This window comes from Olleya sp. YS (assembly GCF_029760915.1).
Classification (GTDB): domain Bacteria; phylum Bacteroidota; class Bacteroidia; order Flavobacteriales; family Flavobacteriaceae; genus Olleya.
The window spans coordinates 2,862,345-2,887,084 of record NZ_CP121685.1 but is presented as its reverse complement, the minus strand read 5'-3'; the positions used below and the strand labels follow the sequence as shown (position 1 = coordinate 2,887,084).

At 32.2% G+C, this 24,740-nt stretch carries 22 protein-coding genes; 6 read left to right on the top strand and 16 right to left on the bottom strand.

The window, feature by feature from the left end:
• Positions 1-53: 53 nt before the first annotated feature.
• From ribB to tpx, 6 genes are all read right to left on the bottom strand, one after another.
• The gene (ribB, locus tag Ollyesu_RS13090; RefSeq protein WP_279301672.1) at positions 54-1,208 is read right to left on the bottom strand and encodes a 3,4-dihydroxy-2-butanone-4-phosphate synthase; all 1,155 of its coding nucleotides are present in this window, start codon (positions 1,206-1,208) and stop codon (positions 54-56) included.
• A gap of 49 nt (positions 1,209-1,257) precedes the next feature.
• Positions 1,258-3,036 carry an LptF/LptG family permease gene (locus Ollyesu_RS13085; RefSeq protein ID WP_279301671.1) on the bottom strand — a complete coding sequence of 593 codons (1,779 nt, stop codon included), beginning with the start codon at positions 3,034-3,036 and terminating at the stop codon, positions 1,258-1,260.
• A gap of 6 nt (positions 3,037-3,042) precedes the next feature.
• Positions 3,043-3,678 carry an outer membrane lipoprotein carrier protein LolA gene (locus Ollyesu_RS13080; protein ID WP_111659271.1) on the bottom strand — a complete coding sequence of 212 codons (636 nt, stop codon included), beginning with the start codon at positions 3,676-3,678 and terminating at the stop codon, positions 3,043-3,045.
• A 12-nt stretch (positions 3,679-3,690) separates the two neighbouring features.
• On the bottom strand, positions 3,691-6,093 hold the full coding sequence (locus tag Ollyesu_RS13075) for a DNA translocase FtsK (RefSeq protein ID WP_279301670.1): 2,403 nt from the start codon (positions 6,091-6,093) through the stop codon (positions 3,691-3,693).
• A 61-nt stretch (positions 6,094-6,154) separates the two neighbouring features.
• On the bottom strand, positions 6,155-6,523 hold the full coding sequence (locus Ollyesu_RS13070) for a diacylglycerol kinase family protein (RefSeq protein ID WP_279301669.1): 369 nt from the start codon (positions 6,521-6,523) through the stop codon (positions 6,155-6,157).
• Positions 6,516-7,022, bottom strand: a complete 507-nt coding sequence (tpx, locus tag Ollyesu_RS13065; RefSeq protein WP_279301668.1) for a thiol peroxidase — start codon at positions 7,020-7,022, stop codon at positions 6,516-6,518. Before tpx ends, Ollyesu_RS13070 begins: the two co-directional genes overlap by 8 nt.
• A 218-nt stretch (positions 7,023-7,240) precedes the next feature.
• Here tpx and katG point away from each other — a divergent pair, with 218 nt between their 5' ends.
• On the top strand, positions 7,241-9,469 hold the full coding sequence (gene katG, locus Ollyesu_RS13060) for a catalase/peroxidase HPI (RefSeq protein ID WP_279301667.1): 2,229 nt from the start codon (positions 7,241-7,243) through the stop codon (positions 9,467-9,469).
• A gap of 87 nt (positions 9,470-9,556) precedes the next feature.
• Here the strand turns inward: katG and Ollyesu_RS13055 are convergent, their stop codons facing one another.
• The 7 genes from Ollyesu_RS13055 to nhaC form a co-directional block, all read right to left on the bottom strand.
• A complete protein-coding gene (locus Ollyesu_RS13055) occupies positions 9,557-10,237 on the bottom strand; it encodes a hypothetical protein (RefSeq protein WP_279301666.1) in 681 nt (226 codons plus the stop codon).
• A gap of 5 nt (positions 10,238-10,242) precedes the next feature.
• A complete protein-coding gene (locus Ollyesu_RS13050; RefSeq protein ID WP_279301665.1) occupies positions 10,243-10,872 on the bottom strand; it encodes a protein kinase in 630 nt (209 codons plus the stop codon).
• Positions 10,873-11,040: 168 nt separating this feature from the next.
• A complete protein-coding gene (locus Ollyesu_RS13045) occupies positions 11,041-11,796 on the bottom strand; it encodes an HNH endonuclease (protein WP_279301664.1) in 756 nt (251 codons plus the stop codon).
• A 5-nt stretch (positions 11,797-11,801) separates the two neighbouring features.
• On the bottom strand, positions 11,802-12,488 hold the full coding sequence (locus Ollyesu_RS13040) for a hypothetical protein (RefSeq protein ID WP_279301663.1): 687 nt from the start codon (positions 12,486-12,488) through the stop codon (positions 11,802-11,804).
• Between the two features lie 196 nt (positions 12,489-12,684).
• Positions 12,685-13,539, bottom strand: a complete 855-nt coding sequence (locus tag Ollyesu_RS13035) for a hypothetical protein (RefSeq protein WP_279301662.1) — start codon at positions 13,537-13,539, stop codon at positions 12,685-12,687.
• Positions 13,540-13,711: 172 nt separating this feature from the next.
• A complete protein-coding gene (locus Ollyesu_RS13030) occupies positions 13,712-14,356 on the bottom strand; it encodes a peroxiredoxin (RefSeq protein ID WP_279301661.1) in 645 nt (214 codons plus the stop codon).
• Positions 14,357-14,501: 145 nt separating this feature from the next.
• A complete protein-coding gene (gene nhaC / locus Ollyesu_RS13025; protein WP_279301660.1) occupies positions 14,502-15,968 on the bottom strand; it encodes a Na+/H+ antiporter NhaC in 1,467 nt (488 codons plus the stop codon).
• Between the two features lie 86 nt (positions 15,969-16,054).
• Between nhaC and Ollyesu_RS13020 the strand changes: the two genes are divergently transcribed.
• Entirely contained in the window at positions 16,055-17,077 is a 1,023-nt protein-coding gene (locus Ollyesu_RS13020) for a metal-dependent hydrolase (RefSeq protein ID WP_279301659.1), read from the top strand.
• Between the two features lie 48 nt (positions 17,078-17,125).
• Here the strand turns inward: Ollyesu_RS13020 and Ollyesu_RS13015 are convergent, their stop codons facing one another.
• Positions 17,126-18,325, bottom strand: coding sequence for an aminotransferase class I/II-fold pyridoxal phosphate-dependent enzyme (locus Ollyesu_RS13015; RefSeq protein ID WP_279301658.1), 1,200 nt, complete (start codon positions 18,323-18,325; stop codon positions 17,126-17,128).
• A gap of 156 nt (positions 18,326-18,481) precedes the next feature.
• Between Ollyesu_RS13015 and Ollyesu_RS13010 the strand changes: the two genes are divergently transcribed.
• From Ollyesu_RS13010 to Ollyesu_RS13000, 3 genes are all read left to right on the top strand, one after another.
• The gene (locus Ollyesu_RS13010) at positions 18,482-18,940 is read left to right on the top strand and encodes an Lrp/AsnC family transcriptional regulator (protein ID WP_279301657.1); all 459 of its coding nucleotides are present in this window, start codon (positions 18,482-18,484) and stop codon (positions 18,938-18,940) included.
• Positions 18,941-19,060: 120 nt separating this feature from the next.
• Positions 19,061-20,461: a dihydrolipoyl dehydrogenase gene (gene lpdA, locus Ollyesu_RS13005; RefSeq protein ID WP_279301656.1), complete on the top strand. Its 1,401-nt coding sequence runs from the start codon at positions 19,061-19,063 to the stop codon at positions 20,459-20,461.
• Positions 20,462-20,543: 82 nt separating this feature from the next.
• Positions 20,544-20,957, top strand: a complete 414-nt coding sequence (locus tag Ollyesu_RS13000) for a DUF2721 domain-containing protein (protein ID WP_279301655.1) — start codon at positions 20,544-20,546, stop codon at positions 20,955-20,957.
• A gap of 122 nt (positions 20,958-21,079) precedes the next feature.
• Here Ollyesu_RS13000 and Ollyesu_RS12995 read toward each other — a convergent pair whose 3' ends face one another.
• Together Ollyesu_RS12995 and Ollyesu_RS12990 are read right to left on the bottom strand one after the other, a co-directional pair.
• Positions 21,080-22,435: a DEAD/DEAH box helicase gene (locus Ollyesu_RS12995; protein ID WP_279301654.1), complete on the bottom strand. Its 1,356-nt coding sequence runs from the start codon at positions 22,433-22,435 to the stop codon at positions 21,080-21,082.
• Between the two features lie 44 nt (positions 22,436-22,479).
• A complete protein-coding gene (locus Ollyesu_RS12990) occupies positions 22,480-23,370 on the bottom strand; it encodes an aldose 1-epimerase family protein (RefSeq protein WP_279301653.1) in 891 nt (296 codons plus the stop codon).
• 76 nt (positions 23,371-23,446) lie between these two features.
• On the opposite strand from Ollyesu_RS12990, the gene Ollyesu_RS12985 reads away from it, so the two are divergent.
• On the top strand, positions 23,447-24,739 hold the full coding sequence (locus tag Ollyesu_RS12985) for an anthranilate synthase component I family protein (RefSeq protein WP_279301652.1): 1,293 nt from the start codon (positions 23,447-23,449) through the stop codon (positions 24,737-24,739).
• Position 24,740: the final 1 nt, after the last annotated feature.

Sequence of the window (24,740 nt, the reverse complement as noted above, 5' to 3'; positions counted from 1 at the left end):
GCTCCAATTATTTAAAATTGGAGCTTTTTTATTTAGTGTAAACTTTATAAAAATTAGTAGTTTACGTAGTCTACTATTTCTAATCCATATCCAATCATTCCAACGCGTTTAGTTTGTTGCGAGTTTGAGATTAGTTTTAATTTATGAATATTTAAATCGTGTAAGATTTGCGCACCAATACCAAAATCTTTACTATCCATTGCAATTGCTGGAGCTTTTACTATGGTATTTGGTTTTTGTTCTTTTTTAAGTACAGATAAGCGTTGTAACAAATTCATTGATGCAGCTTGTTGGTTAATAAACAAGATAGCACCTTTACCTTCTTCGTTTATAACCTTAAACATATCATCCAATTTCTTGTCTGCATTGTTAGTTAGTGTACCTAATATGTCGTTATTTACTAAAGTAGAATTTACTCGTGTTAAAACTGTATCGTTACTAGTCCAATCGCCTTTAGTTAAAGCTATATGCACCTGATTATTAGTGGTTTGCTGATATGCTCTTAATCTAAAACTTCCAAATCTAGTTCCAATATCAAAATCTTCTTTTTTAACTATTAATGAATCGTGATCCATTCTATAGGCTACCAAATCTTCAATAGAAACAAGCTTTAAATCAAACTTTTTTGCGACTTCTATGAGCTGAGGTAAACGCGCCATAGTTCCATCCTCGTTCATAATTTCTACAATGACACCAGCAGGCTGTAAACCAGCTAATCTAGCAAAATCTATAGCAGCTTCTGTATGACCAGTACGTCTTAACACGCCACCTTCTTTTGCAACTAAAGGAAAGATATGTCCGGGTCTAGCCAAATCAAAAGGTCTAGTGTCTGGTTGTATTAATGCTTGTACTGTTTTTGCTCTATCTGCTGCAGATATACCAGTAGTTACACCATGACCTTTTAAATCTACAGATACTGTAAAGGCAGTTTCCATATGGTCTGTGTTATTGGTCACCATCATATGCAAATCTAGCTCCTCACATCTTTGTTCTGTTAGTGGTGTACAAATTAAACCACGACCATGAGTTGCCATAAAGTTTATCATTTCTGGTGTCACTAATTCTGCTGCAGCTAGAAAATCACCTTCATTTTCTCTGTCTTCATCATCAACCACAATAATTACCTTTCCAGCTTTAATATCTTGGATAGCTTCTTCTATGGTATTTAACTTAAATGTAGTTTGTCGCGCTGTTTTTGTAGTAATCATAGTAAGATATTGTTATGCAAAGATATTGCATTTTATTAGTAGCAGAAAACTAAGACTTGATTTTTTGGCCTCTTAAAAAATGAGTAATAGGATATAATATCAAACCAATTACAGTAAACAAGATGTTTTCTTTAGCAATATTTTTAGTGAAAACTATATATGATTTTACGTAATTATAAAGAAAAACGATATATGATACAGCACTAATTTGTATCCCAGCTAATGCTACTTGTGGTAGTTTGTTATTCTTAAATACAAAATACAAAATGAATAATACTAATGCTATGCTAAAACTAACCATATTGATTTTAGACAGCATAGTATAACTTTGCTTTACAGATTCTGATAGTTGTACTGAAGCTGGAAGTTGCGCTTCAGTATCAATAATCTTAGTTGAAGATCCAAATTTTTTATTGTACCAATTTTTAATGGGTACTGTAATGTGATCAAATTCAAATAACCCTCGATCTTGTGTGGCACGTTTGGTTAAAAATATACTTAATGGTAACATAATTAAAGTAGAAAACCAAGCCGATAGCGCAGGATGTAGATTTCCGTTTTTAGCACTATTTTCTGCAAAAAGACCAATAAAGTGATAGGTTAAAAACAATACAATTGCAATAACCATTGGTAAACCTAAACCACCTTTTCTTATTAAAGCTCCTAATGGTGCACCAACAAAAAACAAGATAATACAAGCAACCGCTAAAGCAAATTTTTTGTGTAACTGGATACCATGTTTAAAAATCCATGAACTACTTGCTTTTAGGTTTGCAGCTTTAGATTTAATAATTTGTTGTGTACTAGAAATGCTATTTACAGCATAATCCAATACTTGAATTTTACGTTTGTTTTCAAAGATGTCTAATATTTCTCCATTGTAGACAGAGTCTTTTTTAGGTTTTATGGTTAAGTTTAAAGTTTCTAAATTAGTACGACTATATAAAGATTTAGAAAACTCTTTAACCACATTGTCCCTTTGGGTTTTAAGTGAATCTATAGTATAGTTTAACTCTGCTACATTAAGCATGGTGTATTTATTATCAATATTTTTTTCGTCTAAATCAATATTATTTAACTCGGACAAATCAATATTCATGACATGTTTTTTAAACTCGCTTTTAACAAATGGATTTTTATTACGATCTGACATTTTTTTTGGAGGTGTGTCGTCATAATAGTAGCCATCATATAAAATTAATTTTAAAACGTTGGAGTCTTCCTTACTTGCCAATTCACCTCGTTTTGCAATAATGGTAACGTTATTACCAGAAAATCGATTATTGTTTTTTTTATGAATTGTCACACCTTTTAGCAGCTTACCATTTTCACCACTTTTTTCTTCAACTTTAATATTAAAAGTTTCGCCTATATCATTAAATTGACCTTCTGCTATAGCCATAGCAGGTTTTACTTTAGCAATATTTTTTCTTAAATTATAGCTATTATATTCTGCCCAAGGGATGACGTTATTACTAAAAAAGAACGTTAGAATAGATAATCCAACAATAAAAATGCCTAAGCCAGACATCGCACGTTGCAAGGAAATCCCTGTGGATTTCATTGCTGCAAACTCGTAGTTTTCAGCAAAATTCCCAAAAACCATAATGGAGGCTAATAGGATAGTAAGGGGTAAAATTAATGGGATTAGAGTAGGTGTAATGTACATTAAAAACTTAAGTACAGTCACTAAGTCAAGATCTTTACCTGCTAGTTCTTTAATGTATAACCATATAGCTTGTAAAACAAAAATCAGCATGAGTATAACAAACACGCTGATAAAAGTTTTAAGATATGTAGTTAATATGTACCTATCTAATATTTTCACTTAGAATTAATCCAGTTTATTGATGTAATAATCTTTGTATTTATTCTCGTCAAAGGTAAATAAGGATTTTGATAAAGGCTCATTAGTTTTAAAAGAATTAACAGTTAAAGTTGTTTTGGTACCACTTTTACCGGTTTCAATTAATCTGTAGATGTGCTTTGTTTTAATATCAATACCTAATAAAACATACTTAATTTGAGAGTTTGAGTCTATAGGAGTTAATTTTACATACTGAATTTTTCTACCACTTACATCCTGAACTATATCCATTTTATAAGTAAATCCTTCTTGATAAAACGATAACATTTTACTAGGTGTAATGGTGTTTTCGTCCTCGTCACTTCCTTTAGATACGGTTACTTCTTCGTCTTCTGGGCTAATGCTATACACATTTTTACCATCGTAGATTCGGGTAATACCTAAAATGTTTAAGCGGTATTTTTCCCCTTCCATAACAACATCACCTTTGGTTTCTTGTTTGATGTTTTCTTCAGTATTTTCTAAAACATATTTAAAATCAATAGAGATATTATTATAGCTTTTAGCTTTTGCAGACACGTCATCTAATAGTTGTTTTGCTTCTTTATCTTGAGCAAAAATAGAAGTGGTTGCTAATAAAAATAATACAAGTAATTTTTTCATTTTAAATTTAATTTATTGTCTTTCGTTTTCTAATAGTTCTTCAAGAGCTACCAAATCTGGTACTAACACTTGTCTTGCTTTACTACCCTCAAAACCACCTACAATTCCTGCTGCTTCTAATTGGTCTATAATTCGACCTGCACGATTGTAACCTAATTTTAATTTACGTTGTAATAAAGAAGCCGATCCTTGTTGTGCTGTTACTATAATTTCGGCTGCGTCTTTAAACAGAGCATCTCTGTCTGATATATCTATATCAAGACTTGTGCCATTCTCTTCTCCAACATACTCTGGTAGTAAATAAGCGTCTGGATAGGCTTTTTGCGCACCAATAAAGTCTACTATTTTTTCTACTTCTGGTGTGTCTACAAATGCACATTGGATACGTGTCATATCATTTCCTTGCGTGTATAACATGTCTCCTCGACCTATTAGCTGGTCGGCTCCACCAGCATCTAAAATAGTACGCGAGTCTATTTTACTAGACACTCTAAAAGCAATACGTGCTGGGAAGTTAGCTTTAATAATACCAGTAATAACATTTACAGATGGTCGTTGCGTCGCTATAATTAAATGGATACCAATAGCACGTGCTAATTGTGCTAATCGTGCAACAGGTGTTTCAACTTCTTTTCCTGCGGTCATGATTAAATCGGCAAACTCATCCACTACCAAAACAATGTAAGGCAGATACGCATGACCTTCGTTTGGATTTAACTTACGGTTTTTAAACTTTTTGTTATACTCAACAATATTTCTACACAAGGCGTTTTTAAGCATTTCGTAACGGTTGTCCATCTCGATACACAACGAATTTAATGTGTGGATAACCTTGGTATTATCTGTTATAATTGCTTCCGCTTCGTCTGGTAATTTGGCTAAATAGTGTCTTTCTATTTTATTAAATAACGTTAATTCTACCTTTTTAGGATCTACCAAAACAAACTTAACTTCAGCTGGATGCTTCTTATATAATAGTGATGTCAATACAGCATTCAATCCTACAGATTTACCCTGTCCAGTAGCACCAGCCATTAATAAGTGAGGCATTTTAGCTAAATCAATAACTAAAGTCTCATTACTAATGGTTTTACCAATTGCAATTGGTAAATGCATTTCGGTTTTCTGAAATTTTTGTGACGCAATAACAGAACGCATAGATACGATGGTCGCATTTTTATTTGGGACTTCAATACCAATAGTTCCTTTTCCAGGAATTGGTGCAATAATCCTAATACCTAAAGCAGATAAAGACAACGCTATATCATCTTCTAAATTTTTAATTTTAGAAATACGGATTCCAGCTTCTGGCACTATTTCATATAATGTAACAGTAGGTCCAATGGTTGCTTTAATACTAGCAATACCAATTTTGTAGTTATTTAAGGTTTCTACAATTTTATTCTTGTTTTCTTCAAGCTCTTCTTGATTAATGGTAACTCCTTCATTATCATACTTTTTCAATAAATCTAAAGGCGGAAATTTGTAATTCCCCAATTCTAAAGTAGGATCAAATTGCCCAAAATCTTCCACTAATTTGTTAGCTAAATTGTCTGTTTCAGAGAGTTCCTCTTTTAAAGCTTCTACTTCAATTTCTACTTTAGGTTCTTCAATTTCTATTTTAGGAGTAACTATTTCAGCTTTAATTTTAGGCTCTTCAACCTCAATATTCAATTCGGTAGACGTATCTAATTTAGAATGGTTAGAAATGGTTGGTTGTATGTCTTTATCGACTTCAAAAGCAGATTTTATAGCTTCAGCTTCTTCAGAATGTGTGTTGTCTATTGGGACAAACTCATCATTAAAATCATCCTTAATTTCTTTCTTAGCTCTTTTAAATAATGAAGCAATACGTTGAGGTGTAAATTTAAATCGAATTGCCAAATAGCTAATAAAGGCAAATGCCAGTAAGAATACAGTTCCAATTTTTCCGATATAATCTTGAAAAAAGCTATTCATTTCAAAGCCAATAACACCACTTAAGCTATCGTTTTTATGGGTGAAAAAACCAAAAAATACGGATAACCATATCACAACTAAAATTCCCCAAAACCAATGTTTACGGAGTTTTACTTTGTTTAAGTCCATTAACACATAAATTCCAGATAAAAAGATTAATCCAGAAAATATAAATGAGGCAATTCCAAAACCACGTTGGATAAACAGGTCGCTAATCCAAGCACCTAATTTGCTCAACCAGTTTTTAGTATCGACGTCTCTTGAGGTAAATTCTGTGAGTGTGCTTTGATCGGCTTGTCCAGTAAATAAAAACGATAAAAAAGCAATAAAAAACAGGACGCCTAAAATAATTAAAAAGCTTCCAAGTACTAATTTTTGCTGACTATTCAGTTTTAAATTAGGTGTTTTGAGGCTAATTGTCTTTTTAGTTTTAGTTTGTTTTTTTGCTTTCGCCATTACTGGTTTTTAGTTTGCGTAAAAATACAAATACTTAACGTTTATCCTAATGGATAATTGTTTAAAATAGCTTAGGAAGATAAATAATTAATCCAATAATTGAAGCAGCTATTGAGGCAATAAATACTGCTCCTGCAGCCACATCCTTGATAAATCCAATTTTTTCATGATATTCTGGATGCACAAAATCTGCAATAGCTTCAATAGCAGTATTAACGCCTTCTATACTCATAACTAATCCAATTGCAAAACACTGTAAAATCCATTCTGTGGTAGAAATCTGTAAATAGAATCCTAAAATGGTAACAATAATTGCAATGACAAATTGAATTTTTATACTGGCTTCCGTCCTTAAAAGTATAAGCATACCTTTAAAGGCATACCCAACACTTTTTAAACGGTTAACCAAAAAAGAGTCTTTTTTATTCATCTAATAAGGCATAAAGCGATGCTTTATAATTAGGCTCTTCGCCAATTTCTGGTACTTGCTCTGTGTATTTTACAATACCATTTTCATCTAACACAATCACTACTCTAGAGTGTAATCCTTCAAAAGCACCAGTTGAAAATTCTAAACCATAATCCTTACCAAATTGACCAGTTTTAAAATCGGAAAGCATCATGACATTCTCAATACCTTCTGCACCACAAAAACGTGCTTGTGCAAATGGTAAATCTCTAGAAATACATAATACTTTAGTGTTTTTCATTTCTGCAGCTTCTTTATTGTAGGCTCTTATTGATGCAGCACAAACACCAGTATCCACACTTGGGAAGATGTTTAACACCACTTTATGTCCTTCAAAATCTGATAATTTTTGAGTGGATAAATCACTGACTGTTAAAGTGAAATTTGGCGCTTTAGTGCCTATTTTTGGAAGTGTTCCACACGTTTCGACTGGAGTACCACCTAATGTTATTTTAGCCATTATTTTAGTTTTTAAATTGAAACATAAAAATAGACATTATAAAAAGAATAAAACTTAAGATTTCTATAATTTTTATTGTTAGAATAGCATAAAATGATGAAAAAGTAATTTTTACATAACTAAAAACTATCAATTTATAATGACAATCAATTTTTGAATGTAAATGGAATGCAATAATTGATTAATTTTAGAAACAATTAATCTAAAATCAACAATATATGGAAAATAAAAATCATTCAGATAACGGAAACGTTTGGGATATCAATGATTCTAGTGCAGCAAAGTGCCCATTTTTAAGTGGTGACCAAAAATGGACTGCTGGTGGTGGAACTAACAATCGCGATTGGTGGCCAAACGAATTAAAGCTAAATATTTTACGTCAAAATGGAACCAGTTCCAATCCTATGGATAAAGACTTTGATTATGCAAAAGCATTTGAAAGTGTAAACTATGCAGAATTAAAACAAGATGTTATTGACTTGATGACAGATTCTCAAGACTGGTGGCCAGCAGATTATGGACATTATGGACCATTTATGATTAGAATGGCTTGGCATAGTGCAGGAACGTACAGAGTAGGTGATGGTCGTGGTGGAGCATGTTCTGGATCGCAACGTTTTGCACCACTTAACAGTTGGCCAGATAATGGTAATTTAGATAAAGCACGTTTACTGTTATGGCCTATAAAAAAGAAATACGGAAAAAAAGTCTCTTGGGCAGATTTAATGATTTTAGCAGGTAACTGTGCATTAGAGTCTATGGGCTTTAAAACCTTTGGTTTTGCAGGAGGACGTGAAGATACCTGGGAACCAGAACAAGATATATATTGGGGAAGTGAAACAGGTTGGTTAGATAATGACGAGCGTTATGATACTAGTGATGGCGATTTAGAAGGTCATTTAGGTGCTGTACACATGGGATTAATCTATGTGAATCCAGAAGGTCCAAACGGAGAACCAGACCCATTAAAATCGGCTCACGATATAAAAATTACCTTTGGTCGTATGGCTATGAACGATGAAGAAACGGTAGCCTTAGTGGCTGGTGGACATACTTTTGGTAAAGCACATGGTGCTGCAGATCCAGATAAGCATGTTGGTCCAGAACCACATGGTGCTACTATGGAAGAAATGAGCACAGGTTGGAGAAACAACTTTAACTCTGGTGTGTTAGATGATACCATTACTAGTGGATTGGAAGGTGCATGGACACCACATCCAACACGTTGGGATAACGAGTATTTTGATGTGTTATTAAATAACGAATGGGAATTAACTAAAAGTCCAGCTGGTGCACACCAATGGACACCAACAGCAGCTTCAAATGCGCCTCAAGCTCCTGCAGCAGGAGGAAAGGGTATGCAAGCGCTAATGATGTCTACTGCAGATATGGCTTTAAAAATGGATCCAACCTATAGAGAGATTTCAGAGCGATTCCATAAAGACCATAAAGCATTTGAAGATGCATTTGCTAGAGCGTGGTACAAATTAACGCATCGTGATATGGGACCAATACACAGATATTTAGGTCCAGAAGTTCCAAAAGAAGAATTATTATGGCAAGACCCAATTCCAACGGTAGATTATACCTTAAGTGATGCAGATATTACGTTGCTTAAAAAAATGATTTTAGCTTCAGGGTTAAGCATCTCTCAATTAGTGACTACTGCTTGGGCATCTGCCTCTACGTTTAGAAACTCTGATAAACGTGGTGGTGCTAATGGAGCACGTTTACGTTTAGAGCCACAACGTAGTTGGGAAGTGAACAATCCAGCAGAATTAGATAAAGTGTTAAAGACTTACGAAGCTATACAAAACGATTTTAGTGGAGATGTCTCTATTGCAGATTTAATTGTTTTAGGAGGAAATGCAGGAATCGAAGAAGCAGCTAAAAATGCAGGTCACAACATTTCTGTACCGTTTGCTCAAGGTCGTGGTGATGCCACACAAGAACAAACCGATTTAGAATCGTTTGGATACTTAGAACCGTTAGCAGATGGGTTTAGAAACTATATTAAATCTAATCTAAACGTTAAAGCTGAAGATTTACTAGTCGATAGAGCCAATTTAATGGGATTATCCATTCCAGAAATGACAGTTTTAGTAGGTGGACTTAGAGTGTTAGGTGCAAATTATGATGGGTCTAAACATGGTGTATTTACAGATAATGTTGAGCATTTAACTAACGATTTCTTTACCAATTTGTTAGATTTTGCAATTACTTGGAAAGCTGTAACACCAGAAGAAAAAGAATTTATTGGTCGCGATCGTAGAACAAATGCTATGAAGTTTTCTGGAACACGAGCAGACTTAATTTTTGGATCTAATACAGAGCTTAGAGCAATAGCAGAAGTCTATGGTGCCAATGATGGTAACGACAAGTTTGTAAAAGACTTTGTGGCTGCATGGACCAAAGTGATGAATGCAGACCGCTTTGATTTAAAGTAGATAATACATTATAATATAACTAAAGAGACCCTATTTTTAAGTAGGGTCTCTTTTTAATTTGTAGTATGTGGATTTTGTGTGTAGTATTTATTTATTAGAATTATAATCGGCTAAAAAAATATTCAGATGGCTTACAAATAATTCTAATGCACATATTAAGCCTAAAAAAACAACTATTAATAAAATTAGGATACTAGATAATAGTAAATTAAGTCCTGAAAGGTTAATTGATAGTAAAAGAAAAAAGTATACAAAAACAAAAATCAGATTCCTAGCAAAAGTTCTATTGGCTTTTATTCCAATTTTACTTATTTTATTGTTTAAAACCTCATTCTTTCTTTGGATTTTATAGCCTTTATTTAGAAAATTATTTGAATTTAAATCATAATTGTTTTTTATTTTATTGTAATCATATGCTCGTTTAGGCAGTATTGTCAAAAACAAATTAAACCTAACGATAATTTTAAGAAGTAAAACTTCAATCCAGCCGAAAAAATAATAACTAATTGCTGATATAAGTCCACCAATTGGCATTGCTATTATAAATAAAATAAAGATTAACACGATTTTAAAATCTTCACTTAATTTTATTTTAAGAAAGATGTTTGTTAATTCAGAAGAGACTATTCCAAATTGAGCTAATTTCAAATATACAATTGAGATTAAAACAAAAAGAAAACCAGGAGTACTTTCTGACACATATCTGTAATAAGAAAGTTTAACTCCATCTTTAGAAATATGTATACTTTCTTCATTAGAATCACTCATAATTTTTAAATGGCAAGTTTAATTTTTAAATTCTCAAAAGAATTTAAATCATTAATGTTGATGAAACTAAAATTGGCTCTAGTAACTTGTCCACGAGTTATATTCCTTCTTGTAATAAAACTTTCTGCTTTTACACCTCGAGTAATATTCCTACGCGTAACATTTCTACGGGTAATATTAGCTCTGGTGATTGTATTAACATCAATATTTGTATATGATGTTATGTCTTCGTTGTTAGAGTCTAATAATCTAAAATCAATTAATTTAATTTCTTTTTTATCTGTAATCAAAATATTCGAAGCCGAAATATCTCCGTGATTTACGTTTATTGAAGTTAGATGTTCAAGAGCTTTATATATTGAATCTATTTGGTAAGTATTTAATTTAAACCCTTGATTAATATAACTCTCAAGAGTTATTCCTGAAATATAATCCCAACTAATTATTGCGTTTTTTTCAAAAAATCGAATGGATTTAACATTATAAATTGAGTTGTTGAAAATATTAATGATATTATTTTTTATAAATTCTTTTGTTTCAATAGTGGGTGTTTTAGTTAATTTTACTGTTTTTTCCACAGTTGTTTCATTAATTCTAAAAACTCTCCCAGCTCCTCCTTGCCCGATTTCTATCATAATTTATTCGTTTTAAATTCAGTTTAAATTTATAAAAAAATTGTTAGACTTTAATTCAGCAATTTGTTTGTATATGTTTTGTAGCGTGATTAATCAACTAACTTAACAAATAAAAACCAAATAGAAAATCCGTAAGGATTTTAGTAGTAGTATAGAAATGACAATAAATTAAATACGGTGTTGCCTGCTGGCTTTTTCTCGTTCTATAATTTCTTTCAGGTATTCAATTGAAAGCATTATTTTTCCTTTATGTAACATTCGATGACAATTTGAACAAACTGGTGCTACATCTTCGATTGTCGATTTTCGTATACCGTTTTCTATTGGTAATAAATGATGTATTTCTATAAAATCCTTTCCGTGTTGACCATATTTATGTTCGAAACTAAATCCACAAACTATACATTCGGTTCCGTATTTTTCTTTTGCCAACTTGACTAATTTTTGACTTCGATAACTATTCTCAGTTTTGATTTCTCTTTTAAAACCTTCCAAGAATTCATTTTGATTATTAGCTGAAAAATTTTGTTTCTTTTTGATTTTTTCTGGAACCAAATCTGTATGTACTAAAAGTTCAAATCGTTTTTTGTCTTTTTGGTCAGTATCAAATTTTTTTCTAATATCAATATATTCAACTTTGTCAGACCATTTTAAAAATTTTTCGATAACTTCATTCTTAAATTTTTTGTCATTAATCTCTAAAACGTTTACAAAGTTATGAGTGTAGAAAAAGGGTTTAGATGATGAGCCAGAATTAATATTAAAATTTTCAGTTGCCACTAATTTCGAAAATGCCCATTCGGTAAAATTATCATTAGCTACATAATTTTTAGCTGACTTTATTCTTTTTATAAGACCGTCTTTTCCGCCAAAAATTTTATTGCTAGATTTTTCAATAGCATCAAAAATATTTCTTTTATTCATTTCGGTTATACATTATTGGTAGGCGTTTTTAATTTGTCTGACATTTCTTTTGGTTCAAATAATTTCTTTTCGGTAAAGCTGTAAATCATAATCGGAAATTCAGTTGAAAAAGTTACTCTCCATAAATTTTTGAAAGCTTTTATAGAATAGTCTTCGTTATAAATATCAAGCGAAAATTGTTCGTTCACATTTTCAAAATGTTCCATAAATTCTATTGGCAATTCGATTTTAATTACTTCCTGTCCGATTTCATTTTCAAATTCAGGTTTTCTCTTCGCTATTTCATTGAATACAGTAGAGAAAATGGATGTGAAGTTTTTATTGACTCCTCCAATTTGTATTACACAATCATCAAATTGAAGTTTATATTTCAACACTTTCAGTCCGCCCCAATTTTTTGAATTGTCTTTATTCAGTTTTTCTAAAGCTTTATAAAGTGGTGTAAAAACATATTTTTTTCCTCCAAATTTTATTAAATCCCAAACTAATCCACCAGCAATAGCGCCTTTAATAAAGTCCGCAATTCCTGTATTCACAAAAACGGTTATCCAAAATTCTGCACCTTCAGAACAAGCAGGAATCCATTTAGGTCTAATTTGATGATGGTAGTTTTCAGATAAACTTGATTTAAAATCCTCAATTCCATCAAATTCTCGATTGTTGTATTCGATCGAAATAAATAAATCGTTCATATCTGTTTTTTGTTCTTTAGATTGGTTTTAAATGACTGCCAACGTGATTGTGTATGATTTGTGCGGCTGAGAATCCGTAGGATTTTCAGATGTAGCAAATCAGTTGTTTAAATATAAGATTTTAAATTGAAGTAGAAGTAAAGCATGAATTATATACATTGTTGTCAACAGTATTTTTAATAAATCAGATACACAATTAATTAACTTCAATTAGGTTCAGTGTAGGGACTATATCTTTTGTTATAATACAATCAAAAGAGTAATGTTTTCCGATTATTTCAAAAGAATAAATAGTTTCTTTATATTCCAATTCTATGTATGGCTGTTCCGTTATATCAAATTCTAATTTCTCATCGTACTTTCTAAACTTCAATTTTTGTCCGTCATATGTTCTAGCATTAATTTTAATAGAGTCAATATTTGCACCGCCAATTAGTAAATTATTATAGGAATAACTAAAAAATATACCTTTATCTAAAATTGGTGTGTTTTTTAAATATGGTAATTCTAAGCTATCAACAATCTTTGGACTCAATAATTCTACAGTATCTTTTATAGTCTCGTTTTTATAATCACTTTCAACGCTAGATTTGTCAGAAGAACCATTTATTTTCTCTATGTTTTCTTTTGCTTTTGAAAATTCATTGAAGGCTTTAGATCCAATAAATATCACGAAAACAACAAAAAGAAGTACGGCTATTATTCTGTTGTTTTTAAAATAGAAAATAATTTTATCGAATGTTGATTCCGATTTAGTTTTTGAATCTTTTATAAATTTGAGAAATCCTTTTTTAGAGTCTTTTAATTCTATACCTTTTACAGTCAATTCCAGCCATCCGTTTTCACCATTTTTTTGGAAATAGCCTCTTGAAATTCCTAAGGTTTTAATTTTGTTGGTTAATTCAAAAAGGTATTCTCTTTCCTCTTTAGTGTCGATTTTAAGATGCTTATTGTCAATAAGAATGTTGTTTACACTGAAAAAAGATACATCATCAAGCTCTTTGATTATAATATCAAAATATTTGATTATAGTTTTCTCGTCAATGTTCATTTTTCATATTGTTGCCAACTAGTTACATAACAACTTTTACTATCTATATCCCATAAATAAATCGAGATAAAAATCTTTTTAGTTGTCCTTATCACGTAAAGATAAAATTTTCAAACAAAAAAACCACCTTGCTGTCGCAAAGTGGTTTTTATAGTTATTAACAGTGTGTGTATTAGTTAACGTGTGCAGCTAAATACTCGGCAACACCATCTCTGTTTGCTGTCATGGCTGTATCACCTTCTTGCCAGTTTGCAGGACATACCTCTCCGTTTTCTTGTACGTGTGCATAAGCATCTATTAAACGTAAAAATTCTGAGACGTTTCTTCCAACAGGCATATGGTTTACGCCTTCATGAAATACAGTGCCTTCTTCGTCAATTAAATAGGTCGCTCTGTAGGTTACGTTATCACCTTCAACGGTTACTACACCAGTTTCTTCGTTGTAAGTCTCATTAGTAATATCTAAAATACCTAATGTAGAGGCTAAATTACGGTTACTATCTGCAATTAATTTGTAGCTAACACCTTGGATGCCTCCTTGGTTTTTTGGTGTGTTTAACCATGCAAAGTGTACCTCTGGCGTATCACAAGACGCACCAATAACAATAGTATTACGTTTTTCAAATGCTGCTACAGCAGCTTCAAAAGCATATAATTCTGTTGGGCAAACAAAAGTAAAGTCTTTTGGGTACCAGAATAAGATCACTTTTTTATTGTTTTTTTGTGCTTCTTCTAAAATGTTAATCGTTTGATTTTGACCAGTTTTGTCAGTTGCAGTAACGTTTAGGTTAGGGAATTTTTTTCCTACTAATGTCATTGTATTGTAAATTTTATAATTAAAGATTTATTTTTTCAAGGCACAAAGATAGTGTAGTATCCCGATTTTGAACATTAAAAAAATGTGAAATCTTTATCGTAAAATCAATAAAAATGATAGCTATTGACAATGAGTGCGTTACCTATTATTTTGAAGTAATCTGTCTGATTTTAATATTTAAAGCTGCAAATAACAAGGTAGTAAATGGACTTAGCCAATTAAAAATGGCATAGACAAAATACTCGGCAACACCAACACCTAAAACACCACTTTGGTAAGCACCACAAGTGTTCCAAGGAATTAAAACAGAGGTTACAGTACCAGAGTCCTCTAACGTACGACTTAAGTTTTCTGGTGCTAAACCTTTATCTTCATACGCTTTTTTAAACATCTTCCCAGGAATAACCAATGCTAAGTATTGGTCTGACGCTATAGCGTTTAAGCCCAAACAGCTTATAACTGTACTTGCAAATAAACCAAAAACAGTGGTTGCAACAGATAGTAAAGCATTTGTAATTCTGGATAAGGCACCAATTGCATCCATAATACCGCCAAAGACCATAGCACAACAAATTAAATAAATGGTCCAAAGCATTCCGTTCATACCTCCAGAACTGAATAATTTGTTTAGTTTCTCATTATCGGTAGCTATGTTGGTATCTGTTAAAACAGCATTTGTTACAGCTCCAAATTTTGATGCGTTTAAACTTTCTAAAACCTCTGGTTGAAAAATAAAGGCAAAAATCGCTGCTAATACCACTCCAGTTAATAAAGCTAGTAATGGTTTTGTTTTTAAAAGAATTAATCCAATAACTACTCCTGGAACAATAAACAACAACGGAGTAATATTAAAGGTATTTTTTATACTGGCTAACAATCCGCTAATGTCTGCACTACCTGTAGTATCAATATTCATACTTATAATAGTAAAAACAATTAGTGTAATAATTATTGTAGGTACAGTAGTAAAGGTCATATAACGAATATGCGTAAATAAATCTGTTCCAGCCATAGCAGGAGCCAAGTTTGTAGTATCACTTAAAGGCGACATTTTATCTCCAAAATAAGCACCAGAGATTACAGCACCAGCAATCATTCCTGGATTGATGCCTAATGCACTACCAATACCAATTAATGCGATACCAACCGTAGCAGATGTAGTCCAACTACTTCCTGTAGCTATAGAAATAATAGCAGCAATAATAACTGAAGCTGGTAAAAATATCTCTGGACTTAAAACTTGTAACCCATAATAAACCATTGCAGGAATAATACCGCTTACCAACCAAGTTCCAGCTAATGCACCCACTAAAAATAATATCACAATAGGGACAAAGACGCTTCTTAGATTTTCCCAAATCTCCTTAATCATTACTGATAAGGACACTTTATTAAAAAATCCAACACCTGCTGCAATAGCTCCTCCCATTAATAAAATAATCTGATTGGTGTAACCTCCTAACCACTCCTGTCCTTCAACAAAAAAGATGTTATAAGCTAATAAACCCATTAAACAGATAACAGGAATTAAGGCTTCCCAAATGTTTAGTGCTTTGTTTTCAACTATGTTTTGGTCTTTTGCTTTAAATTCGGAAAGATTATCGTCTTGCATCTAAGTTAGTTTTTTAAGAGATGTAATGTTACGATTTTACTAGATGTTATGCAAATTGATTTCATTACTGTACTTTAGCGTTTTATATGGATTCATTAACTCAAATCGTTTTAGGAGCAGCTTGCGGAGAAGTTGTACTTGGCAAAAAAATTGGTAATAAAGCCTTGCTTTTTGGAGCAATTGGAGGTACCATTCCAGACTTAGATGTCTTTATTGGACGTCTAATTTTTAATAACGAAATTGATATCAATGCTTTCCACAGAGGGTTTATGCATTCGTTTGTATTTGCGATTGTAGTCGCGCCTCTAATAGGTTACGTTGTCCACTGGTTGTATAATCGTGGAAAACGAGAATTTACAACCACTCCAAAAGATTGGATGCTGCTGTTTTTTCTATCCATTTTCACACATCCTATTTTAGATAGTTTTACACCTTATGGGACACAATTATTCACACCTTTTAGTGATTATCGTGTCGGTTTTAATACCATATCTGTAGTAGATCCTTTATACACATTACCATTTTTGATTTGTTTAATTGTGGTTATGTTTTTTAAAAGGCAGAATCCCAAACGCCTCACATGGACCAAAATCGGCATTTACATAAGTAGCTTGTATTTGTTATTAACCTGTATTAATAAACTGTATGTTAATACCATTTTTAAGCAATCGATAGCTGAAAAGGGATTTAACTATACTCGGTTTCAGTCGCAACCAACGATTTTTAATAATGTATTGTGGTACGGAATTGCAGAAGGGGAAGACGCGTATTATGCTGGATTTTATTCGATTTTAGATACAAATCCAGAGTTTTCTAATTGGAATGTCATAGAAAAACAGCATGACCTAATAAATATTGAAAACAGAGATATTAGACTATTGCGATGGTTTAGTAATGATTATTTTAACTTAAAACCTATCGAAAACACTGATGACATTGAATATACAGATTTACGTTATCCTTTTTTAGATCCAAATGATGCAAAGACGTCTGTGTTTAAGTTTCAATTGTATATGGATGGTCCACGATGGAATATCAAACCTTTTGCACCAGATTTTCCAGATGAAACATCTTGGAGTTTGTTTTTTAACAGAATTAAAGGCGAATAAAAAAGCCCAGTATTAGCTGGACTTTGTATTTTATTGACAATGAAAAAACTAAATCACATTCAGTTCTTCCATACACGCTTTCATCATTTGGTAGGTACGCTCGATATCTGCATCTAAACCAATAGAAAATCTAATCAATCCATCGCTTAATCCCATTGCTGCTTGTTCATCTTCTGGGATTTCTGAAGATGTGGAGCTTCCTGGAGCAGAGAATAAGGTTTTATAAAACCCTAAACTTACTGCTAAATAACCCAAGTTTTTTTCTTGCATCAATTCCATTAACGCATTAGCTTTATCTAAAGACCCAAGGTCAATAGTTAGCATACCACCAAAACCATATTGCTTATTCATCATGCTTTTAAATAAATTATGAGATGTATGCGATGCTAAACCTGGATAGACTGTTTTTAATCCCAAAGCTTCAAATTTTTCTGCTAAAAACTGTCCGTTTTTGCTGTGTTGTTGCATTCTAATATGCAATGTTCTTAAGTTTTTTAAAACTGAAGCAGCACGTAAACTATCCATAGTGCTTCCTAGTAACATACAAGCACCATCGTTAACGTTTCTGAGGTCATTTATAAATTCTTGCGTACCACAAATAACTCCACCAACCGTGTCACTAGATCCATTTATAAATTTAGTTAAACTGTGTATCACGACATCTGCACCTAATTCTGCTGGTGAGATGGATAAAGGTGAAAACGTATTATCAACAACCAATGTTAAATGATGCTTTTTGGCTAGTTTAGCTAATCCAGCAATATCTGCAACTTCCAATAACGGATTACTAACAGACTCGCAGTACAATACTTTGGTTTTTGGAGTTATTGCAGCCTCTACAAGCTCTAATTTAGTGATGTCTACAAAAGTGGTGTCTATACCAAATCTAGGTGTAAAATTTTTCAAAAACGCATAGGTACCACCATAAATAGTTCTGCTAGATACTATGTGTTCTCCAGCACCACATAATTGCATTAAAACAGGAGTAATGGCTCCCATTCCTGATGCTGTAACGTTTGCAGTTTCTGTACCTTCCATAGCTGCTAAAGCTTCACCTAAATATAGGTTAGAAGGTGTAGAGTGTCTAGAGTACAAATAACATCCATCTGCGTTACCTTCAAAGGTGTCAAACATGGTTTTTGCTGATAAGAAGGTGTAGGTAGACGAGTCAGATATTGAAGGATTTACACCTCCAAATTCTCCAAAATATTGTAAATCTTGAATATTATTAGCTGGCTTAAATGTCATAATCAATTATTTTGTTTACATCAAATATCAACTTTATTAGAATAATAATCAATAGATATACTAATATTAGGAACATAAAACTATAATAGGTTTAATTAATAGATTTTAATTAATTATATTTGAAATTATTTCAATTTAACTGAAAAATTTTCCAAAATGAGATTTGACGCAACTGACAGAAAGCTTTTACAACTATTGCAAAACGACAGTAAACAAACCAATAAAGAGTTATCCAACAAACTAAATTTGTCTGTAACTGCAGTTTTTGAGCGCATAAAAAAACTTGAAAATAATGGTGTTATTAATAAATACGTCGCTTTAGTTAAAAAGGAAAAAATTGATAAAAGTTTTGTGGCTTTTTGCCATATTAAACTCTCACAACACATTCAAGAATATGTGGTGCAATTTGAAAAAGAAGTCGCTAAGCTAACAGAAGTATTAGAGTGTCATCATATAAGTGGTGACTATGATTATCTACTAAAAGTTATGGTCAAAGACATGGAAGCGTTTAGAGAGTTTATGGTAGAAAAATTAACCAATATTAACCATATTGGTAGTACGCATAGTATGTTTGTGATTAGCGAGGTTAAAAATACAACTGCAATTCCTGTATAAGTGTTTATAAGAGATTGAAAAATTCGTTAATTCTCATGCGTAATTAATCACACAAAATTGTACTTTTGTACTCATTTTATTAATATCAATTTCCGCGAAAGCGAAAAAAAATAACTATATATGAGTCAATACGATGTAGCAATAATAGGTTCAGGTCCTGGTGGATATGTAGCAGCAATACGTTGCGCACAATTAGGAATGAAAACTGCAATTATCGAGAAATATTCTACACTAGGTGGAACTTGTTTAAATGTTGGATGTATCCCAAGTAAAGCCTTATTAGCATCTTCGCACCATTATGAAGAAGCAACCAAGCATTTTGAAGAACACGGAATTGAAATTCCGGGAGATATTAAAGTGAATTTAGAAAAAATGATTGGTCGTAAGCAAGCTGTTGTAGACCAAACTACTGGTGGCATTGACTTTTTAATGAAAAAAAACAATATTGATGTTTTTGAAGGTGTTGGTAGTTTTAAAGATGCGACTCACATTAAGATTGAAGGGAAAGATGCAGGAGATATTGAAGCTAAAAACATCATTATTGCAACAGGTAGTAAACCATCAAACTTACCATTTATTAAATTAGATAAAGAACGTGTTATAACATCTACTGAAGCCTTAAAACTTAAAGAAATCCCTAAACACATGATAGTGATTGGTGGAGGTGTTATAGGTTTAGAGCTAGGTCAAGTATACAGACGATTAGGCTCTGAGGTTACTGTGATCGAGTACATGGACAGAATTTTACCAACCATGGACGCAGCATTATCTAAAGAGTTAAATAAAGTCTTTAAAAAGGCGAAGTTTAAAATGATGATGTCTCACAAAGTACAGTCTGTAGAGCGTAAAGGTGATGAGGTAATTGTAAAAGCTGAAAACAAAAAAGGTGAGGTTGTCGAGTTTAAAGGCGACTATTGTTTAGTGTCAGTTGGACGTAAACCATATACAGATGGTTTAAATGCTGAAGCTGCAGGTGTAAAATTAACAGACAGAGGACAAGTTGAAGTTAATGAGCATTTACAAACTAACGTTTCTAACATCTACGCAATTGGTGATGTTGTAAAAGGCGCGATGTTAGCACATAAAGCTGAAGAAGAAGGTGTTTTTGTAGCCGAAACAATTGCTGGTCAAAAACCACATATAGATTATAACTTAATTCCTGGTGTCGTGTACACATGGCCAGAAGTTGCTGCTGTTGGTAAAACAGAGGAAGAATTAAAAGAAGCTGGAGCAGAATATAAAGTTGGTCAATTCCCATTTAGAGCGTTAGGTCGTGCTAGAGCAGGAGGAGATTTAGATGGATTTGTAAAAATCCTTGCCGATAAAAAAACAGACGAAGTCTTAGGAATACACATGATTGGTGCACGTTGTGCCGATTTAATTGCAGAAGCAGTTACAGCTATGGAATTTAGAGCGTCTGCTGAAGATATCTCGCGTATGTCTCATGCACATCCAACATATGCAGAAGCTATAAAAGAAGCAGCTTTAGCAGCAACGGAATATCGTGCTTTGCATGTTTAATCTAATGTCTTTGTAAAAAAGAATTTCATAATATAAAAAAGCGAGCTATTAAGCTCGCTTTTATTTTTTAAATTTGATTCACATGAATGAATTAACCTTATCCACACCAGCTTTATTATTTTCAGCAATCTCTTTAATCATGTTAGCTTACACTAATCGGTTTTTAGCGTATGCAAATGTTGTACGTAGCTTAAAAGAACGCTATTTAAAAGAAAAAGACGATACCTTATTAGAGCAGATTATTAACTTAAAAAAGCGCTTATTTTTAACCAGATCCATGCAGATTTATGGTATTACAAGTTTATTGCTTTGCGTTTTAACTATGTTTTTAATTTATGTAGAACAGCAAATTATAGCAGTTTGGGTGTTTGGTTTAGCACTAGTCTTACTAATCATTTCTTTAGCTTATTTAATAAAAGAAATACAAATTTCTGTAGATGCTTTAAATCATCATCTAAGCGATATTGAAACTAAATTAAATAATACAAAAAAATAAAACTTAATAGGTAATACTAAACTTCTTTTCAATTTTCTTGTCTTGAAGTTTCGGGAATGATAATTTTATAATTAAAATGAGTAATCAACTACAAACTGCGACTGACAACTGAAAACTAAAAATCACTTCTTTTTATTTCGCTTATTATAATTTTTATCACCTCTAGTCTTAGGCTTTTTATACTTAGCAGCAATTTTAAATTTATAGCTACCACCTAAATTTTCTTTACTGTTCTTGGCAGATTTTTCGTGAAATGCAGGACCAGGAGCATCGTCGTCTTTTTTGCGTTTTGTTGGATTGTTACGTTCTTTAATTACTGTACGTTCTTCTTCAATTAACTCTTCTGAGATTTTTACACCTTCAGGAATCTCCAATTTTGGAATCTCCATTTGCATCAATGTTTCAATTTTCTCTAATGAATCTTGCTCTTTTTCAGTAGAAAAAATAATGGCTTGACCTTCGCGCTCAGCACGACCTGTTCGACCAATTCGGTGCATATAGTTTTCTGGATAATCTGGTGTGTCAAAGTTAATTACGTGTGATACATTGTCAATATCTAAACCACGAGCCATAACATCTGTTGCCACCAAAATACGGTTAACACCTTCTCTAAATTGCTCGATACTTCGTAATCTGTAGTTCTGTGTTTTATTGGAGTGAATAACACATAATTCTTCTTTAAAAAACTCGTCTAAAGCTTCAAATAAACGGTCAGCCATACGTTTGTTAGAAACAAAAACTAAAACTTTATTAAAAGTTTCAGCATCTTGAAATAGGTGTACTAACAAATTTAGTTTTGTATAATAATTTGGGACACTGTATTTGGTTTGTGCTATATTTTCTAAAGGTGTACCCGAAATTGCAATAGATACCTTTTCTGGAGCTGTAAAAAAGTCGGTAATTAAATGGTCCACATCTTCCGTCATAGTTGCAGAAAACATAATGTTTTGTCGACGTTCTGGAAGAATATCAAAAATATTAATTAACTGATGTCTAAATCCTAAATCTAGCATGACATCTACTTCGTCAATCACTAAACGTTGTAAGGATTTAAGTTGAAGTACTCTACTAACAGCCAAATCGTATAAACGTCCAGGAGTAGCTACAATAATATCTTGACCTTGTGCAACTGCTTGTTTTTGGGTATTGATATTGGTTCCTCCATAGACACCTAATACTCTTACATTTATGTATTTGGCTAATTTTTCTATCTCGTCAACCACTTGAACGACTAATTCTCTTGTAGGTACTAATATTAAAATACGAGGATTATCTTGCTTAGAAAATTTAAGATTTTTAAGTATAGGTAGCATATAGGCAAAGGTTTTACCAGTACCAGTTTGTGCAATACCTACCATATCTTTACCGCTAGCAACCACATTAAAAGCTTCTGCCTGAATAGGCGTAGGTGTAGTAAAGCCTAAGTCGTCTATAGCGTTATATAAAGGTGTGTTTAAATTTAAATCTCTAAAGGTCAAAATCTGTCATAATTTAAGCTACAAAACTACTACTATTATTTTGTTTACCCTAAATGACGCTCGTGTATTTGAATGTTGTAACTGGCACTAAAAGTTTTGTTTGCTGGTAAAGTAATAATTCCTTCTTTTTTGGTGAGTTGTTGTGTGGTCTGCTCATGATCTGCTATACCTAACCAAGGTTCTATACAAACGTATGGCGCATTTGGTTTTGCCCAAATCCCCAAATAATCAAAATCTTTAAGCGATACGCTTAAAATTTCGCCATGTGTTTTGCTTACTAATGCCACTTTTTTGGAGATTAAATCTTTAAAAATTAGTGCATCTTCATTAAATATATCTGGTCTTAATTGTATACTATTTTTAGTTGTAAATACTGGTTTTGTTTTGTCGGTTAACAAACCATTTTGGGTATTTAATAAGTAAGTTTCTGCAGTCTCATTGGTTTCAAAAACTAGACTATAGTCTGTATAATCTTCATCTTTATACAAGGGACATTTAAAAGCAGGATGTCCACCAACCGAAAAATATATAGTTTGATTATCTAAATTTTTAACTGTGTGGTTAACTTCTAAAGTGTTGTCTTTTAAGGTATAAGTTATAATGAATTCAAATTTAAAAGGAAATAGTTTTAATAAATCCTCATTATATAATAAACTAAACACCAAACTATTTTCCGTTTGAGAAACCAGCTTGATATCTGTATTATGTCTAACAAAACCATGTTTTGGCATCGTATATTTTGTATTGTTAAACATATATTGATCTTCTTTTAAACAACCAATAATAGGGAATAGGTTTGGTGCAAAACTTCCCCAAATGTTTGGGTCTGCATGCCACATAAATTGGTTGTTATTGTTAACCGCATTAATTTGACAAAGTTCTGCGCCTTTTGGTAGTACACCAATATTTAAATAATTATTTGAAAGTTGATACATACTTAAAGTTTAAAGTCACACCTAAAATAGTAGATTTTTTGCCAAATCTATTTAACTTTACCATTCATTTTTCGCATTGAGAACAACTAAAAAACATAAACTAACTAATCCTGAGCAATTCAAGCAAAATATCTTGTCTTGGAGCCAACAGTTTGATGATGTGGTTTGGTTAGATTCTAACCAATACCAACAACAATATTCTAACTTTGATGCAGTTTTAGCGGTTGATGCGTTTACTGGACTTCAAACTGATTATCATAACGCGTTTGAACAGCTAAAAGAATACCAATCCCTAACTAACGATTGGATTTTTGGCTATTTGTCTTACGATTTAAAAAATGATGTCGAACAGCTTCAATCTAATAATTTTGATGGTTTAGGTTTTCCTGATTTGTACTTTTTTCAGCCTAAAAAACTATTTTTATTTAAAGATGATACTGTTACTATACAGTATTTAAAGATGGTAGATGATGAATTTGATTCTGATTTAAATGCAATATGTCATTGCGAGGACGAAGGACGAAGTAATCTGCCAAATGACATAAAAATCCATCTTCGTATCCATAAAGACGAGTATTTTAATAAAATTGAAACCATGCTTCAACACATTCGTAGAGGTGATATCTACGAAGCCAATTTTTGTCAAGAGTTTTATGCAGAAGACACGACCATTAATCCTTTAGACACTTATAAAAAACTAAATGCCATTTCAAGACCACCTTTTGCGACATTTTTAAAATGTAATGATAAGTACTTGTTATCAGCTTCTCCTGAACGTTACATAAAAAAAGAAGGGACTAAAATAATCTCGCAACCTATTAAAGGGACAGCAAAACGAGATCAGGATTTTATAATGGATTCTATTTTAAAACACGATTTAATTGCAGACCAAAAAGAACGTAGCGAAAATGTGATGATTGTAGATTTAGTTCGTAATGACTTATCACTTACAGCTAAAAAAGGAAGTGTAAAAGTAGAGGAGTTGTGTCAGATTTATACTTTTAATCAAGTTCATCAAATGATATCTACAGTAACCTCAGAAGTAGAAGCAGACACTAATCCTATTGATATTATAAAAACTACGTTTCCAATGGGAAGTATGACAGGAGCTCCAAAAATTTCTGCAATGACAATTATTGAAGACCTCGAAGAAACCAAACGTGGATTATACTCTGGAGCAGTAGGATACATTTCTCCAGAAGGTAATTTCGATTTTAATGTGGTAATACGTAGTATTTTATATAATAAAACTAATAAGTATGTATCGTACTCGGTTGGTGGAGCAATTACTGCAAAAAGTGATCCTTTAATGGAATATGAAGAGTGTTTAGTTAAGGCAAAAGCTATGCGTACGGTGTTGGAAAATTAAG

Excerpts from the sequence above, each read along its gene's own strand:
- ribB (WP_279301672.1), bottom strand. The coding sequence starts at position 1,208 with ATGATTACTACAAAAACAGCGCGACAAACTACATTTAAGTTAAATACC.
- Ollyesu_RS13080 (WP_111659271.1), bottom strand. The coding sequence starts at position 3,678 with ATGAAAAAATTACTTGTATTATTTTTATTAGCAACCACTTCTATTTTT.
- Ollyesu_RS13075 (WP_279301670.1), bottom strand. The coding sequence starts at position 6,093 with ATGGCGAAAGCAAAAAAACAAACTAAAACTAAAAAGACAATTAGCCTC.
- Ollyesu_RS13070 (WP_279301669.1), bottom strand. The coding sequence starts at position 6,523 with ATGAATAAAAAAGACTCTTTTTTGGTTAACCGTTTAAAAAGTGTTGGG.
- tpx (WP_279301668.1), bottom strand. The coding sequence starts at position 7,022 with ATGGCTAAAATAACATTAGGTGGTACTCCAGTCGAAACGTGTGGAACA.
- katG (WP_279301667.1), top strand. The coding sequence starts at position 7,241 with ATGGAAAATAAAAATCATTCAGATAACGGAAACGTTTGGGATATCAAT.
- Ollyesu_RS13055 (WP_279301666.1), bottom strand. The coding sequence starts at position 10,237 with ATGAGTGATTCTAATGAAGAAAGTATACATATTTCTAAAGATGGAGTT.
- Ollyesu_RS13050 (WP_279301665.1), bottom strand. The coding sequence starts at position 10,872 with ATGATAGAAATCGGGCAAGGAGGAGCTGGGAGAGTTTTTAGAATTAAT.
- Ollyesu_RS13045 (WP_279301664.1), bottom strand. The coding sequence starts at position 11,796 with ATGAATAAAAGAAATATTTTTGATGCTATTGAAAAATCTAGCAATAAA.
- Ollyesu_RS13040 (WP_279301663.1), bottom strand. The coding sequence starts at position 12,488 with ATGAACGATTTATTTATTTCGATCGAATACAACAATCGAGAATTTGAT.
- Ollyesu_RS13035 (WP_279301662.1), bottom strand. The coding sequence starts at position 13,539 with ATGAACATTGACGAGAAAACTATAATCAAATATTTTGATATTATAATC.
- Ollyesu_RS13030 (WP_279301661.1), bottom strand. The coding sequence starts at position 14,356 with ATGACATTAGTAGGAAAAAAATTCCCTAACCTAAACGTTACTGCAACT.
- nhaC (WP_279301660.1), bottom strand. The coding sequence starts at position 15,968 with ATGCAAGACGATAATCTTTCCGAATTTAAAGCAAAAGACCAAAACATA.
- Ollyesu_RS13020 (WP_279301659.1), top strand. The coding sequence starts at position 16,055 with ATGGATTCATTAACTCAAATCGTTTTAGGAGCAGCTTGCGGAGAAGTT.
- Ollyesu_RS13015 (WP_279301658.1), bottom strand. The coding sequence starts at position 18,325 with ATGACATTTAAGCCAGCTAATAATATTCAAGATTTACAATATTTTGGA.
- Ollyesu_RS13010 (WP_279301657.1), top strand. The coding sequence starts at position 18,482 with ATGAGATTTGACGCAACTGACAGAAAGCTTTTACAACTATTGCAAAAC.
- lpdA (WP_279301656.1), top strand. The coding sequence starts at position 19,061 with ATGAGTCAATACGATGTAGCAATAATAGGTTCAGGTCCTGGTGGATAT.
- Ollyesu_RS13000 (WP_279301655.1), top strand. The coding sequence starts at position 20,544 with ATGAATGAATTAACCTTATCCACACCAGCTTTATTATTTTCAGCAATC.
- Ollyesu_RS12990 (WP_279301653.1), bottom strand. The coding sequence starts at position 23,370 with ATGTATCAACTTTCAAATAATTATTTAAATATTGGTGTACTACCAAAA.